Origin of the sequence: Mycobacterium sp. URHB0044 (assembly GCF_000620625.1) — a bacterium.
Taxonomy (GTDB): domain Bacteria; phylum Actinomycetota; class Actinomycetes; order Mycobacteriales; family Mycobacteriaceae; genus Mycobacterium.
The window spans coordinates 293,872-307,743 of the sequence record NZ_JIAW01000003.1 but is presented as its reverse complement, the minus strand read 5'-3'; the positions used below and the strand labels follow the sequence as shown (position 1 = coordinate 307,743).

18 protein-coding genes are annotated in these 13,872 nt (G+C 67.5%); 9 read left to right on the top strand and 9 right to left on the bottom strand.

Going from position 1 to position 13,872, the window contains the following annotated elements:
• The first annotated feature begins 37 nt into the window (after positions 1 to 37).
• The gene (locus tag N536_RS0108235) at positions 38 to 871 is read left to right on the top strand and encodes an aminodeoxychorismate lyase (RefSeq protein ID WP_036435873.1); all 834 of its coding nucleotides are present in this window, start codon (positions 38 to 40) and stop codon (positions 869 to 871) included.
• Between the two features lie 274 nt (positions 872 to 1,145).
• Here N536_RS0108235 and N536_RS0108230 read toward each other — a convergent pair whose 3' ends face one another.
• The 8 genes from N536_RS0108230 to lmeA all read right to left on the bottom strand — a co-directional run bounded on the left by N536_RS0108230 (position 1,146) and on the right by lmeA (position 5,348).
• Complete coding sequence (locus N536_RS0108230; protein WP_029113177.1) at positions 1,146 to 1,406, bottom strand: hypothetical protein; 261 nt, start codon at positions 1,404 to 1,406, stop codon at positions 1,146 to 1,148.
• The gene (locus tag N536_RS0108225) at positions 1,406 to 2,071 is read right to left on the bottom strand and encodes an FABP family protein (protein ID WP_029113176.1); all 666 of its coding nucleotides are present in this window, start codon (positions 2,069 to 2,071) and stop codon (positions 1,406 to 1,408) included. The genes N536_RS0108230 and N536_RS0108225 overlap by 1 nt, the downstream gene beginning before the upstream one ends.
• Before the next feature lie 176 nt (positions 2,072 to 2,247).
• A complete protein-coding gene (locus N536_RS0108215; protein WP_029113174.1) occupies positions 2,248 to 2,550 on the bottom strand; it encodes a DUF1416 domain-containing protein in 303 nt (100 codons plus the stop codon).
• Between the two features lies 1 nt (position 2,551).
• On the bottom strand, positions 2,552 to 3,385 hold the full coding sequence (locus N536_RS0108210; protein WP_029113173.1) for a sulfurtransferase: 834 nt from the start codon (positions 3,383 to 3,385) through the stop codon (positions 2,552 to 2,554).
• Between the two features lie 35 nt (positions 3,386 to 3,420).
• Complete coding sequence (locus tag N536_RS0108205) at positions 3,421 to 3,885, bottom strand: DUF4395 domain-containing protein (RefSeq protein ID WP_029113172.1); 465 nt, start codon at positions 3,883 to 3,885, stop codon at positions 3,421 to 3,423.
• Positions 3,886 to 3,976: 91 nt separating this feature from the next.
• Complete coding sequence (locus tag N536_RS43490) at positions 3,977 to 4,069, bottom strand: Ms5788A family Cys-rich leader peptide (RefSeq protein ID WP_369798394.1); 93 nt, start codon at positions 4,067 to 4,069, stop codon at positions 3,977 to 3,979.
• A gap of 41 nt (positions 4,070 to 4,110) precedes the next feature.
• Entirely contained in the window at positions 4,111 to 4,536 is a 426-nt protein-coding gene (locus tag N536_RS0108200) for a thioredoxin family protein (protein WP_029113171.1), read from the bottom strand.
• Positions 4,533 to 5,348 (bottom strand): mannan chain length control protein LmeA, encoded by an 816-nt coding sequence (lmeA, locus tag N536_RS0108195; protein ID WP_029113170.1) that lies wholly within the window; start codon positions 5,346 to 5,348, stop codon positions 4,533 to 4,535. Before lmeA ends, N536_RS0108200 begins: the two co-directional genes overlap by 4 nt.
• A gap of 168 nt (positions 5,349 to 5,516) precedes the next feature.
• Here lmeA and N536_RS0108190 point away from each other — a divergent pair, with 168 nt between their 5' ends.
• From N536_RS0108190 to pstB (N536_RS0108155), 8 genes are all read left to right on the top strand, one after another.
• The gene (locus N536_RS0108190) at positions 5,517 to 6,299 is read left to right on the top strand and encodes a response regulator transcription factor (protein WP_029113169.1); all 783 of its coding nucleotides are present in this window, start codon (positions 5,517 to 5,519) and stop codon (positions 6,297 to 6,299) included.
• A complete protein-coding gene (mshD, locus tag N536_RS0108185; protein WP_036435773.1) occupies positions 6,299 to 7,192 on the top strand; it encodes a mycothiol synthase in 894 nt (297 codons plus the stop codon). Before N536_RS0108190 ends, mshD begins: the two co-directional genes overlap by 1 nt.
• A 195-nt stretch (positions 7,193 to 7,387) precedes the next feature.
• Complete coding sequence (gene pstS / locus N536_RS0108180) at positions 7,388 to 8,515, top strand: phosphate ABC transporter substrate-binding protein PstS (protein ID WP_029113167.1); 1,128 nt, start codon at positions 7,388 to 7,390, stop codon at positions 8,513 to 8,515.
• Positions 8,516 to 8,606: 91 nt separating this feature from the next.
• Positions 8,607 to 9,575, top strand: coding sequence for a phosphate ABC transporter permease subunit PstC (pstC, locus tag N536_RS0108175; RefSeq protein WP_029113166.1), 969 nt, complete (start codon positions 8,607 to 8,609; stop codon positions 9,573 to 9,575).
• The gene (gene pstA / locus N536_RS0108170) at positions 9,572 to 10,474 is read left to right on the top strand and encodes a phosphate ABC transporter permease PstA (protein ID WP_029113165.1); all 903 of its coding nucleotides are present in this window, start codon (positions 9,572 to 9,574) and stop codon (positions 10,472 to 10,474) included. Before pstC ends, pstA begins: the two co-directional genes overlap by 4 nt.
• 22 nt (positions 10,475 to 10,496) lie before the next feature.
• A complete protein-coding gene (gene pstB, locus N536_RS0108165) occupies positions 10,497 to 11,273 on the top strand; it encodes a phosphate ABC transporter ATP-binding protein PstB (protein ID WP_029113164.1) in 777 nt (258 codons plus the stop codon).
• A gap of 109 nt (positions 11,274 to 11,382) precedes the next feature.
• Positions 11,383 to 12,021, top strand: coding sequence for a response regulator transcription factor (locus N536_RS0108160; protein ID WP_081809121.1), 639 nt, complete (start codon positions 11,383 to 11,385; stop codon positions 12,019 to 12,021).
• 45 nt (positions 12,022 to 12,066) lie between these two features.
• Positions 12,067 to 12,843, top strand: coding sequence for a phosphate ABC transporter ATP-binding protein PstB (pstB, locus tag N536_RS0108155; protein ID WP_029113162.1), 777 nt, complete (start codon positions 12,067 to 12,069; stop codon positions 12,841 to 12,843).
• A 4-nt stretch (positions 12,844 to 12,847) separates the two neighbouring features.
• Here the strand turns inward: pstB (N536_RS0108155) and N536_RS0108150 are convergent, their stop codons facing one another.
• Positions 12,848 to 13,822, bottom strand: coding sequence for a zinc-binding alcohol dehydrogenase family protein (locus N536_RS0108150; protein WP_029113161.1), 975 nt, complete (start codon positions 13,820 to 13,822; stop codon positions 12,848 to 12,850).
• Positions 13,823 to 13,872: the final 50 nt, after the last annotated feature.

The window sequence follows — 13,872 nt, the reverse complement described above, 5'->3', positions numbered from 1 at the left end:
TCTACGGAGTTCGGTTGAGCGTTTACCCTCGGTGCTCGTGGTGATCGGAACAGTCGTCGTCACGCTCGACGGGCTGGTGATCGACCCACGGGCCGCGTCGGTGTGTGCCGACGATCCCATGCTGCTGCGCGGCGACGGGGTGTTCGAGACGGTGTTGGTCCGCGACGGGCGACCCTGCCTGCTTGGCGCGCACCTGGCGCGGCTGGCCACCTCGGCCGCGATCACTGGGTTGCCCGCACCGGAGCCGGCGCGGTGGCGGCACGCCGTCGCTGCCGCGGTGGGGAACTGGGCGCATCCCGGGGATGCGGTGCTGCGGTTGCTGCTCGGCCGGGCCCGAACGCTGGCCTTCGTCACGGTGTCGGCCGTTCCCGAGCGGGCCGTGACCGCGCGGCGGGACGGCATCGCAGCCGTGACCCTCGAGCGTGGACCTTCCGCCAGCGCCCCCTGGTCGTTGGCCGGCGTGAAGTCGCTGTCGTACGCCGCCAACGCGGCGGCGTTGCGGCACGCCCAGCGCATCGGAGCCGACGACGTGGTGTTCGTCGCCGCCGACGGCACCGTGCTCGAGGGGCCGCGCTCGGCGGTCCTCATCGCCACCGAAGACGGCGAACTCCTCACCCCGCCCGCGTCGCTGCCGATCCTGCCGGGCACCACCGTCGGGGCACTGTTCGTCGAGGCACGTGGCCGCGGGCTGGCCTGCCAGGAGCAGCAGTTCGGCGTCGCGGATCTCGTTGCCGCTCAAGGTGTCTGGTTGCTGTCGAGTGTGACGTTGGCCGCCCGCGTGCACACCCTGGACGGGGCGCCGCTGCGCCAGGCGCCGAGGGCGGCGGAGGTGACCGACCTGGTCGACGCCGCCATCCTGCGTGCCGATTGAGCGGAGGGCGAAAATCGGTTGTCGGTCTCCCGCTTCGGGAGTACGGTCGCTCGTACACAGGAGAGGAGGTGGTCCGAGATTTCGATTGACTCATGGACATGTGAGGTGGCTGCCAGCTAGCAGCGCCGGGCGTATTCGTTGCTCAACGTGCAAGTGAATTACCTGCGCGCGCTGGCGAATTCCCCGCAGCCACCCGGCCCCCGAGCCCCTCGGTCCGTCCATACCAGGAACCAAGGCTCGGGGGCCGCTCCATGTCTGGGGTCGCCCGCGCCCGCTAGGAGACGGGGCCCGGCGCCTTGTCCGCGCAGGCCTGCTGGGCCTGCGCCCAGGTCTGCGGGTCGACGCCGGCGGGCGCCCCCGGACCGAGCGGCGGTGCCTGCACGCCGTGGTCGGCGAGGCATGACGCGTAGGAGCCGTGACCGGCGGCGGGTGCATTCGTCGTCGGTGCGGGCTGCGGGTCGGTCGACGAGGCGCACGACGCCGTGCTGAGCGCGCACGCGGCGAGGACGGCCGCAGCCAGGGGAGTGAGCCGCACTAGCCGACGAACCGCGCCAGCCGGGCGGACAGGTGCGGCACCAGGCCGCCGTCGGCGTCCACCCGCTCCTCGACGTACGCCAGATCGCCGCCCTCGACGATGCCGTAGAGACGCTTGGCGCCGCCGACCAGGACACCGGACTTGCTGCGGGCCAACGCGTCGGTCACCAACTCCCAGGACGACTGGGTGATCGGGCTGCCGTAGAACAGTTCGACGTAACCGGCGGAATGGGCCAGCAGGAGTTCGATGGCCTGCGATTCGCCGGGATCGGTCGGGTCGTCGACGAACCGCCAGTAGCCGGTCTCACGCAGGTCCGGTGCCTCGTATTCGCCGGTTTCGGAGAGTCGCCAGGAGCGCGCCTCCCAATTGAGATAGTCGCCGCCGTCGTGGGACACGATGATCTGCTGGCCGAATCGGTAGTCGCCGTGGGCGTCGCGGCCCTCGCCCTCGCCGCGCCACACTCCGACGAGGGGCAGCAGAGCGAGAAGTGCGTCGTTGAGTCCGACGCCCTTGCGGAGATTGGCCGTGTCGGCGGGCAGCGGAAGGTCGCCGAAGGCCGGAACGTTGCGGGCGGCCGTGGTCTTCGCCCGCTCGGCGGCGGCCGCGACGGCGCGGTCCCCGGAGCGCGGCGGAACTGCGCCCGCCTGCTTGTCCTCGGGGGTCACTAGTCGTCAGTGACCAGGCGGTACAGCGCGTAGAGCGCGAACCAGGTGATGACGACAACCGCCGCGACGAGCAGGATCTCGAAGAAGAGCACCACGATGACGAGTCTAGTTCCGGCGGGGCGGAGCGGCGCGACCGGGGCCGCGCCCATCCCCGCCAGTCCCAGGCGACGGTGAGGTCAGGCGACCTTGACGTCGACCTCGTGGATTCCCGCTCCGGACGGCGCCACGCTGGCGTCGCCGTTGCCCGCAGGCGACAGGGCGCGCAGCGTCCAGGTGCCCGGCGCGGCGAAGAACCGGAAGTCACCGGTGGCCGACGCGACGACCTCGGCGGTGAACTCGTCGCTGGCGTCGAGCAGGCGCACGAACGCGCCGCCCACGGTCTGGCCGGAGCCATCGACGACGCGGCCGGTGATCACCGTTTCCTTCTCGAGGTCAACGCTGGAGGGCAACGTCAGTCCTTGCTTCGGTGCAGAGCACATATCAACTTCCCAACTCGATCGGGGCCCCAACGAGGGAGCCGTATTCCGTCCAACTGCCGTCGTAGTTCTTGACGTTTTCGTGTCCCAACAGTTCCTGCAGCACGAACCAGGTGTGCGACGAGCGCTCACCGATCCGGCAGTAGGCGATGGTTTCCTTCTGGCCGTCCAAGCCGGCCTCGGCGTACAACTTCGCCAGGTCCTCATCGGACTTGAACGTGCCGTCCTCGTTGGCCGCCTTGCTCCACGGAACGTTGATGGCGCCGGGGATATGCCCGGGCCGCTGGCTCTGCTCCTGCGGCAGATGCGCGGGAGCGAGGATCTTGCCCGAGAACTCGTCGGGGGACCGCACGTCGACCAGGTTCTTGTTGTTGATCGCGGCGATGACCTCGTCGCGGAACGCGCGGATGCTGTTGTCCGGCGCCTGTGCGGAGTACGACGTGGAGGGCCGGGAGGGCACCTCGGTGACGAGCGGGCGGCCGTCGAGCTCCCACTTCTTGCGGCCGCCGTCGAGCAGCTTCACGTCCTGGTGGCCGTACAGCTTGAAGTACCAGTAGGCGTAGGCGGCGAACCAGTTGTTGTTGCCGCCGTAGAGGATCACCGTGTCGTCGTTGCTGATGCCCTTGTCGGACAACAACTTCGAGAACTGCTGCTGGTCGACGAAGTCACGCTTGACCTGGTCCTGCAGCTCTGTCTTCCAGTCCAGCCGGACGGCGCCCTTGATGTGGCCGCCTTCGTAGGCCGACGTGTCCTCGTCGACCTCGACGAAGACGATGTTCGGTGCGTCGAGATTGCTCTCGGCCCAGTCAGTCGTGACCAGGACGTCGGAGCGAGCCATGTACGGAATCCTTTCGATTGCCTTGCTTTTGAAGTTCAGACGGATGTGGGTGTGCGTCGCAGACGGGTGACGAGCGGGTACAGCTGGCAGCCAAGGCAGATGCCGAAGGCGGCGTTGAGAAACGCGGCGACCAACGCGAAGGCGGTCGCCGTGAGACCCAGCGCCGTCACCCCCGCCGCGAAGCCGGCCGCGCCGACGACCGCGAACAGGAGGCCGACGAACTGGGCGAACTTCAGCGGTGCGACGGGCTCGCGATCGGTGACCGGGCCCAGCCGCGGAGCGACGAAGGTGGCGAAGAGCCGGCCGTAGGGATGCTGGCGCGGGCCTGCCGCCGCACCGATGGCGAACACCACGGCCTGGAGGCCGAGGATGACGGCCGCGGCGGCGGTGCTGAACGCCGAGACGATGAGCGTGGCCGCGATGACGAACGTGGTCACCCAGGCCGCAAAGCGGGGACCCCGGACGTCGACCTGTTGTGGTCCGGTTGTGATGTTCGACACGAGAATGAATGCTCCTGATGTTGTCAATGTCGGGTTGCGAGCAGGCCACCAAGGCTGCTCCGAGCGCGGCGCGAAGTGGGGGCGCGGCTACTCAGCAGCTACAACAACAACAGCAGCAACCCGCGACGCGGCACAGATCAACTGCGCGGCGCTTGGTGAGCCGGAGCTCGAGGCGGGTTGGCACGCCCGTCAGCTTACCCAAGTCCACGGTAAAAAACGAAGCCGTCAAGCCAATAGCGGTTCGAGCGCGGAGCGCAGGTCAGCGGCCGTGGGAACGCCGCTGGTGCGGTATCGCTGGCGACCGCCGGCGTCGAAGATGAAGGTAGTCGGCAACGACAGCACCGAAAGCCGCCGCGCCGCCGCGGGATTGGCGTCCATGTCGATCTCGACGTGAGCCACCGCCGGCAGTTCGGTGCACACCTGGTTGACCACCCGGCGGACCCCCGCACACGGGCCACACCACACCGCGCTGAAGTGCACTACCGTCGGTCCGGTGCCTGACAACCCCAGGTCGGTGGTGTCGACGTCGGCGGCGTCGTGGGCCGTCTCGCGCATCATCCCGGCTCGCAGCGTCATCAGCCGGCCGATCACGTATGCCAGGCCCAGTGCCGCGATGAGCACCGTGATCACGATGGCCAGTGACGTACTCATGACTGTCTGAACCCCCCGAGCGGCACGGTTACTCCCGTGGTGATCCCCTCGATGATGACGTCCGAGCCCCTGGCCCCCTCGCTGGTGGGCCCGATCCCGAAGGGCAGCTTCATTCCGGGCATGCTGCCGCTGAACGCCTTCAGTACGGCGGCCTGCTTCTCCTCGGGCACCTCCTGATCGGCCGTCCCAGCGCCGGTCAGCACCCCGGTGGCGGTGAACACCAAGGTGGTGGCGTCGGCGCCGCCGATGGACAGGTCGACCGACACGCTGACCTTCTCGTCGTACTGTGCGGCCGTCGGCGTTCCGGTGAAGACCAGCCCCTTGTTGTTGGAGATGCCGGACTCGGTGGTGCCGCCCGTGGCGTCGTTGGTCTCCTTCGGCGGCGCTTCGACCAGCAGGTCCTTGATGCCCATGAAGCGCCCGAGGTGCGTCGAGTCGACGATGATCCGGCTCTCCAGCTTGCCGGCCGGAAGTTTGGCGTCCGGGCCGATCAGCCAGGACGTGCCGGTCAGGTCGAGGTCGTGGAACGTCGCCTCGAGCGACGCCTTGCCCACGACGGGGTGGTCGACGCCGTTGGCGCGGATCTCCACCTCCCGGTACTCGCGCCCGGCTGGCTGCGTGGCGAAGGGGAATCCCAGGATGCCCACCCACGGGTCGAACCCGAGGGAGTTGGCCGTGCGTACGCTGCGTGCCCAGCGGTACTCGGCGTAGATCGCCGCACCGAAGTCGGCGCCGACGGCGACCATGATCAGCGATGTCAGCGCCGCTAGAAGGCCGATCAGCAGCTTGCGCACCTGCACATTCTTGCCCACCGGATTCCGTCCCTGATGCTCAGCACGGCTAATTCGCAGGTGGCACGCTATCGTTAGACGATCGTTGGTCGGTAACGGCCGCGTGTCAGCCATGAAACTGGGCGGTGACCGGAACTCCGTCGTCGTTGATGGAGCCGGGCAATCTTCCCGGGCGTGCTGGAGGACCCGTTGGACCTATTACTACTGACCGTCGACCCACACCCCGAATCGGTGTTGCCGTCGTTGGCGCTGCTGGCGCACAACGTGCGGTCTGCACCGACGGAGGTGTCATCGCTATTGGAGGCGGGCACCGCCGACGTGGCGATTGTCGACGCGCGCACTGATCTGGCCGCCGCGCGCGGGCTGTGTCGGCTTCTCGGTACGACCGGGACGTCGGTGCCCGTTGTCGCCGTCGTGAACGAGGGCGGACTCGTCGCCGTGAACGTCGAGTGGGGCTTGGACGAGATCCTGCTGCCGAGCACCGGGCCCGCGGAGATCGACGCCCGGCTGCGGCTGTTGGTGGGACGCCGCGGCGGCGTCGCCGACCAGGAAAACCTCGGCAAGGTCAATCTTGGCGAACTCGTCATCGACGAGGGCACCTACACCGCGCGGCTGCGCGGCCGGCCCCTCGACCTCACGTACAAGGAATTCGAGCTGCTGAAGTACCTGGCGCAGCACGCGGGCCGCGTCTTCACCCGCGCGCAACTCCTCCAGGAGGTGTGGGGCTACGACTTCTTCGGCGGTACCCGCACCGTCGACGTCCACGTGCGGCGGCTGCGCGCCAAACTCGGGCCCGAGTACGAGTCGCTGATCGGCACGGTGCGCAACGTCGGCTACAAGGCGGTGCGGCCCGCGCGTGGCCGGCCGCCTGCCCCTGGTGCCGAGCTGCAGGACGACCTCGATGACCCCGACGGGTACGACCAGGCGCCCGACGCGATTCCGGAGTCGTTCAGCGACCCCCTGCGCAATTAATGAGCACCAGCGAGGCCGTGAGCATCGGCAGGGTGACGGCGCTGTCCAACGTCGACCAGGACCGGATCCGGGACCTGATCGATGCGGCCACGGGGCATGACGGCGTAGCCCCCGTTGGCGATCAGGTGCTGCGGGAGCTGCCCCACGACCGCACCCGGCACTTGGTGGCCCGCGTGCGCGACGGCATCGTCGGCTACCTCAATCTCGTTGCGGCGACGCCGGATTCACCCGCCATGGCGGAGGCCGTTGTGCACCCGACCGCCCGTCGGCGCGGCATCGGGTCGGCGCTGATCGAAGCGGGCCTCAGCGAGGGCGGCGCCGGTGCGCGGGTGTGGGCACACGGCAATCTCGAGCCGGCGCGGGCAACCGCCACCGCCATGGGTCTCGACGTCGCGAGGGAGCTCCTGCAGATGCGCCGCCCGCTGGCCGACCTGCCTGCCGTGACCGTGGCGCACGACGTGCGGCTGACCACCTACTCGGGTCCTGACGACGACGATGAGCTGTTGCGGGTCAACAACGCGGCGTTCTCCTGGCACCCCGAACAGGGCGGGTGGACCGAGGCCGAGATCGCCGAGCGTCGCGGCGAGCCGTGGTTCGACGCCGAGGGACTGTTCCTGGCCTTCGATGCCAGCGGTGGGCCGTTGCTGGGATTCCACTGGACGAAGATGCATGAACACGAGTTGGGCGAGGTCTACGTCGTGGGCGTGGACCCGCAGGCGCAGGGCCGCGGGCTCGGCGCCACCCTGACTCTCGTCGGGTTGCACCATCTCGCGAAGCGCGGGGCCGACACCGTGATGCTCTACGTCGAGGCCGACAACGCGGCGGCCGTCAAGACGTATCAGCGGCTGGGATTCGACGTCTTCAGCGCCGACGTGGCGTACACCCGCCGTTAGCCCGCCGGGTGGCCGGCGTCATCCCGCCGACGGGCGCCGGTTCATCTTGCGTTCATCCAAGCAAGGTCGGGCATTCACCACGGCCGCCTAGGTTTTGTCGCGGATGGCCATGGGGCCTGCCCGCGGACGGACATCATCCGCGCGTTCTACCGGTGGCGGCGGTGACCGTTCACCCTGAATCTTTGAAGGAGCTACGTGAAGCCCAATCGGACGGGTGCCGCGCTCAGCCTGCTGGCTGCCGGTGCCTTGCTGCTGTCGGCATGTGGGAGTGACAACAATGCCTCGACGGAGACCACCAGCGGTGGCACCAAGGGTGACGTTGCGGCCGCCGCGGACTGCGGCGGCAAGAAGGCGCTGAAGTCGAGCGGCTCTTCGGCCCAGGCGAACGCGATGACCAGGTTCGTCACCGCCTACGAAACCGACTGCCCCGGACAGACTCTCAACTACACCTCGAGCGGATCCGGCGCCGGCGTGTCCGAGTTCCTCGGCGGCCAGACCGACTTCGGCGGCTCCGATTCACCGCTGAACGAGTCGAAGGGCGAGATCGCCAAGGCGGCCGAGCGCTGCGGCAGTCCCGCGTTGAACCTGCCGACGGTCTTCGGCCCGATCGCGGTCACCTACAACGTGGCAGGCGTCGACGGCCTCGTCCTGGACGGCGCGACCGTGGCCAAGATCTTCAACGGCGCGGTCAAGACCTGGGACGCCCCGGAGATCAAGGCGCTCAACGGGAGCGCAACCCTTCCGGCCGAGCCGATCAACGTCGTCTTCCGCAGCGACGAGTCGGGTACGACGGACAACTTCCAGAAGTACCTCGACGCAGCGTCGGGCGGCGCCTGGGGCAAGGGCGCAGGCAAGTCCTTCGCAGGCGGTGTCGGAGAAGGCGCCAAGGGCAACGAGGGAACGTCGGCGGCCATCAAGAACACGCCGGGCTCCATCACCTACAACGAGTGGTCGTTCGCCAAGTCGCAGGGCCTGTCGGTCGCCAAGATCATCACGTCTGCCGGCCCGGATCCCGTCGAGCTCAACGCCGAGACCGCAGGCAAGGCGATCAACGGCGTGAAGATCAAGGGCGAGGGCAACGACCTCGTGCTCGACACCGCGTCGTTCTACCAGCCCACCGAGGCGGGTTCGTACCCGATCATGCTGGGTACGTATGAAATCGTGTGCTCGAAGTACTCGGACCCCGAGGTCGCCAAGGCCGTCAAGGCGTTCCTGACGTCGGCACTCGGCAACGGCCAAAAGGGCCTCGAGGACAACGGATACATCCCGATCCCGGATGCGTTCAAGTCCCGGCTGACGACCGCCGTCGCCGCGATTTCCTGAGCACTACCTCGCAATGGCCTTGACACCAGACGCGACTGACGTGGGCTCGTCAATTTCGACGGGCCCACGTCAGATCGGAGAAAATCGCTCCATGCCGACCAAACCAGCCAAGGCGTCGACCCTCAAGAGTGGGAACAGTCGGCGCGGCGACACGATCTTCCACTCGATCGCCATCGCCGCGGGCGGGACGATCATCGCGGCGATCGCGTTGATGGCGCTCTTCCTGATCATCAGGGCCATTCCGTCACTGGGTGCCGACCAGGTCAACTTCATCACCAGCACTGAGTTCAACACCACCGACGCGGCCAACCTCCGGTTCGGCATCCGGGACCTCTTCATGGTGACGGTGCTGAGTTCCGTCTTCGCCCTCGTGATCGCCGTCCCGATCGCCATCGGCATCGCGACGTTCCTGACGAACTACGCCCCGCGACGGGTGGCGAAGCCGTTCGGATCGATGGTCGACCTGCTGGCCGCGGTGCCGTCGATCGTCTACGGCCTGTGGGGCATCTTCGTGCTTGCGCCGTGGCTGTCGCCGGTGGCGCGCTTCCTCAACGACAACCTGGGCTGGTTCTTCCTCTTCTCCAAGGGCAACGTCTCGCTCGCCGGTGGCGGAACGATCTTCACCGCGGGCATCGTGCTGGCGGTGATGATCCTGCCGATCATCACCTCGGTGACCCGGGAAGTCTTCAGCCTCACCCCCAAGGGGCACGTCGAGGCCGCGCAGGCCCTGGGCGCCACGAAGTGGGAAGTGGTGCGGATGACCGTGTTTCCGTACGGCCGCAGCGGAATGATCGCCGCGTCCATGCTGGGGCTGGGCCGTGCGCTCGGTGAGACCATCGCGATCCTGATCATCCTTCGGACGGCCGCACAGGCCGGACATTGGTCTCTGTTCGACGGTGGCTACACCTTCGCGTCCAAGATCGCCTCGGCCGCAGCGGAATTCAGCTCACCGCTGCCCACCGGCGCCTACATTGCGGCCGGTTTCGTGCTCTTCGCACTGACATTCGTCGTCAACGCCCTCGCTCGTCTCGCAGCCGGAGGAAGGGTTAGCGCCGGATGACACAAACCACGCTCGACACGCCCGTCAAGGCGCCGACGTTTCATGCGATCAGCGTCAAGCGCAAGCTAAAGAACAACCTCGCCAGCACGCTGTTCACCGCGTCGTTCCTGATCGCGTTGATCCCGTTGGTATGGCTGCTGTACACCGTCGTCGCCAAGGGTTTCAAGGCGATCCTGTCCTCGACGTGGTGGACCCGTTCGCTGGCCGGGGTGCTGCCCGAACAGGTGGCAGGCGGCGTCTACCACGCGATGTACGGCACGATCATCCAGGCCTTCATCGCAGCGGTGCTGTCCGTGCCCTTGGGCGTGATGGCCGCCGTCTACCTGGTGGAGTACGGCAAGGGTCGGTTGGCGAAGGTGACGACGTTCATGGTCGACATCCTCGCCGGGGTTCCGTCAATCGTCGCCGCGCTCTTCATCTTTGCGTTGTGGGTGACGACACTCGGGTTTCCGCAGAGCGCCTTCGCGGTGTCGCTTGCACTGGTGCTGCTGATGCTTCCTGTCGTGGTCCGCAACACCGAGGAAATGCTCAAGCTCGTTCCCGACGAACTGCGCGAGGCCTCCTACGCGTTGGGCATTCCGAAGTGGAAGACCATCCTGCGGGTCGTCATCCCCACCGCTCTTCCCGGGATCATCAGCGGCATCCTGCTTGCCCTGGCCCGGGTGATGGGCGAGACCGCACCGGTTCTGGTGCTCGTCGGTTACAGCCGGTCGATCAACTTCGACGTGCTCGACGGAAACATGGCGTCGTTGCCGCTGCTGATCTACACCGAACTGACCAACCCTGAGGCAGCCGGCGCACTGCGCGTGTGGGGCGCCGCGCTGACCCTGATCTTGCTGATCGCACTGCTGTACCTGTTGGCCGCGCTCGCCAACCGGTACCTCGCGCGAAATCGCTAACGAGAGTTCTTGAGGAGTAACTATGGCCAAGCGCTTGGATCTCAAAGATCTGAACATCTACTACGGCTCCTTCCACGCGGTCGCCGACGTCGGACTGTCCGTACCGCCGCGCAGCGTGACGGCGTTCATCGGCCCGTCCGGTTGCGGCAAGTCGACCGTGCTCCGCACGCTGAACCGGATGCACGAGGTGCTTCCCGGTGCGCGCGTCGAGGGTTCGGTGCTGATGGACGGTGAGGACATCTACGGCGCCGGCATCGACCCGGTGAGCGTGCGCAAGACCATCGGCATGGTGTTCCAGCGGCCGAATCCGTTCCCCACCATGTCCATTGGCGACAACGTGGTGGCCGGTTTGAAGCTGCAGGGTGTGCGCAACAAGAAGACGCTCGAGGAGGTCGTCGAGCGGTCGCTGAAGGGCGCGAACCTGTGGAACGAGGTCAAGGACCGGCTGGACAAGCCGGGCGGTGGCCTGTCCGGTGGGCAGCAGCAGCGCCTGTGCATCGCCCGCGCGATCGCGGTGCAGCCGGACGTGTTGCTGATGGACGAGCCGTGTTCGGCGCTGGATCCGATCTCGACGCTGGCGATCGAGGACCTGATCGGTGAGCTCAAGCAGGACTACACCATCGTGATCGTCACCCACAACATGCAGCAGGCCGCTCGCGTCAGCGATCAGACCGGCTTCTTCAACCTCGAGGCGACCGGCAAGCCTGGCCGGCTCATCGAGATCGACGACACCGAGAAGATCTTCTCCAATCCCACCCAGAAGGCCACCGAGGACTACATCTCCGGGCGCTTCGGCTGACGGTGTGAGTTCAGTTGGCTCACAGGGGAAGTGCGTACCGTTGGTGACGGTGAACGGACACGGCCCGGCGACGCGGGGCAGCCTGGTCCTCGCCGAAGCCGATCAGGCGATGGCGGCCGAGCTCGTCGAAGCGGCAGCACAGATCGGCATCGAGACGACCTGGTGTCGCGACGGTGCAGAAGCGCTCCTCGTCGTCGGTGCCGAGTTGCCCAACGCCCTGGTGATCGCTGCGCACACCGAGGCCGTCGATGCGGCGCGGATCTCCGCAGCCGTCCGCAGCCGATCCACGCTGCCCATCCTGGTCGGCGCAGCCCCCGGTGAGGAAGAACCCGCCCGCCGTGCGCTGGCAGCGGGGGCTTCCGCGGTCATCCTGCGGCCCTACGACATCGCCGCCATCGCCCCGTTCGCCCTCGACACCAACGGTCACTCGGCGCTGGAACCCGCCGTCTTCACCGCCGGTCCCATCCACGTCGACCGGCGTGGATACGAAACGCGCGTGCGCGGGCGCGACGTGCAGCTGACGCAACGCGAACTCGAGCTGCTCGTCTTCCTGATCGAGCGCCGCGGCAGCGTTGCCAGCAGCGAGGAGATCAGCACGGCCGTGTGGGGCCACCCCTCGCACACCAATACCGTTGCCGTGCACGTCAAACGGCTCCGCGCCAAGCTCGGGGCCGACCCCGAGCACGGCGAGTACATTCGCACCATCCGCGGCGCCGGATACCGGCTCGCCCCATCGATCTGCGCCTGACGTCCTCACGCGGGTAGTCTCCCCGAGAACGTTGAGGAGCACACGGTGGCCAAGCGGCTGGATCTCGAGAATGTCAACTGCTACTACGGGTCGTTCCATGCCGTGGCCGACGTCGCGCTGGCGGTGCAGCCGCGCAGCGTGATGGCGTTCATCGGGCCGTCGGGCTGCGGCAAGTCCACGTTGCTGCGCACCATCAACCGCATGCACGAGGTCGTCTCCGGCGCGCGCGTCACGGGTTCGGTCTTGCTCGACGGTGAGGACATCTACGGTGCAGGCGTCGACCCGGTGAGCGTGCGCAAGACCATTGGCATGGTGTTCCAGCGGCCGAATCCGTTCCCCACCATGTCGATTCGCGACAACGTGGTGGCCGGGTTGAGGCTGCAGGGAATGCGCAAGAAGGCGACGCTCCACGAGGTCGCGGAGCGGTCGCTCAGGGGTGCGAACCTGTGGAACGAGGTCAAGGACCGGCTGGACAAGCCGGGTGGCGGTCTGTCCGGTGGTCAGCAGCAGCGGTTGTGCATCGCACGCGCGATCGCGGTACAGCCCGACGTGCTGCTGATGGACGAGCCGTGTTCGGCGCTGGATCCGATCTCGACGCTGGCGATCGAAGACTTGATCTCCGAGCTGAAGCAGGACTACACGATCGTCATCGTCACCCACAACATGCAGCAGGCGGCACGGGTCAGTGATCAGACCGGTTTCTTCAACCTCGAGGCGACCGGCAAACCCGGCAAGCTCATCGAGATCGACGACACCGAGAAGATCTTCTCCAATCCCACCCAGAAGGCCACCGAGGACTACATCTCGGGCCGCTTCGGCTAGGCCGTCACGGGGTCAGCACCACTCGGGTGCCCGACGGCTCGGTCGCCGTCCAGACCTGCTCGACGTCGGAGAGTGGCCGCTGCCGCGTGCGCAGCTGCAGTTCACCGCTCGCAACCATCGCGAACAGCCGTGGCAGAGCCTCGGTGCGCATCCGTGCCATCACCTCGGGCGGCATGCTCCCGATCCCGATGCCCGACAGCGTGATGCCCGTACTGCGCAGGATGCCGGCGGGCAGGTTCAACGTTGGCCCGGCCATGGAGCCGATCTGGACGAACCGGATGGCGTGGTAGCCGGCGGCCAATGAGTTGCTCGCCAGGGCCTCGAGCACGTGTTCGGCAGGCTCGCCCCACAAGTAGTCGAGCACCGCGTCGAACGGATGCTCGGCATGCAGGGCGGCGACGCGGGCGCCCACGTCTTCGGCGCCGAGTGTGATGGCCTCGTCGGCACCCACGTCGCGCAACCATGCCAGGCGGGCGGTGTCGCGGCCCGCCACCACCACCCGTCCAGCCCCGAATGCCGACTTCGCCAATTGGACGGCGATGGAGCCGGTGACGCCGGTGGCGCCGAGCACCAGTACGTGGTCGCCGGGTCGGATCGCCGCCGCGTGCTCCAGCGACATCCACGCGGACACGCCGGGATTGGGGATGGCGGCAGCGGTCACGGAATCGATGCCGTCCGGTAGTTCCAGCGCGGTCTGCGGGTCGACCAGCGTGCGTTCGGCCATCATCCCGTACGGCGGCAGCGCGCCTACGTAGACGCGACGGCCGTCGTCCAGCCGGGCGACTCCGTCGACGCCCGGAATGGCGGGAAGCGCAATCGCCTTGCTGGCGTAGTGTTTTCCCGACACGATGCCGCGGGTGAGGTTGGTCAGCGCGGACGCCTCCACGGTGGCCACCACCGCGCCATCGCGGGCGGATGGCTCGGGATGGTCGGTGTAGACCGGTGCGTGGCCCCAAGCATCGACGACTGCGGCTTTCATGGTGCCACCCTTCGGTAAATGGTTTCTCTGGAAACAATGTACCGACGGAT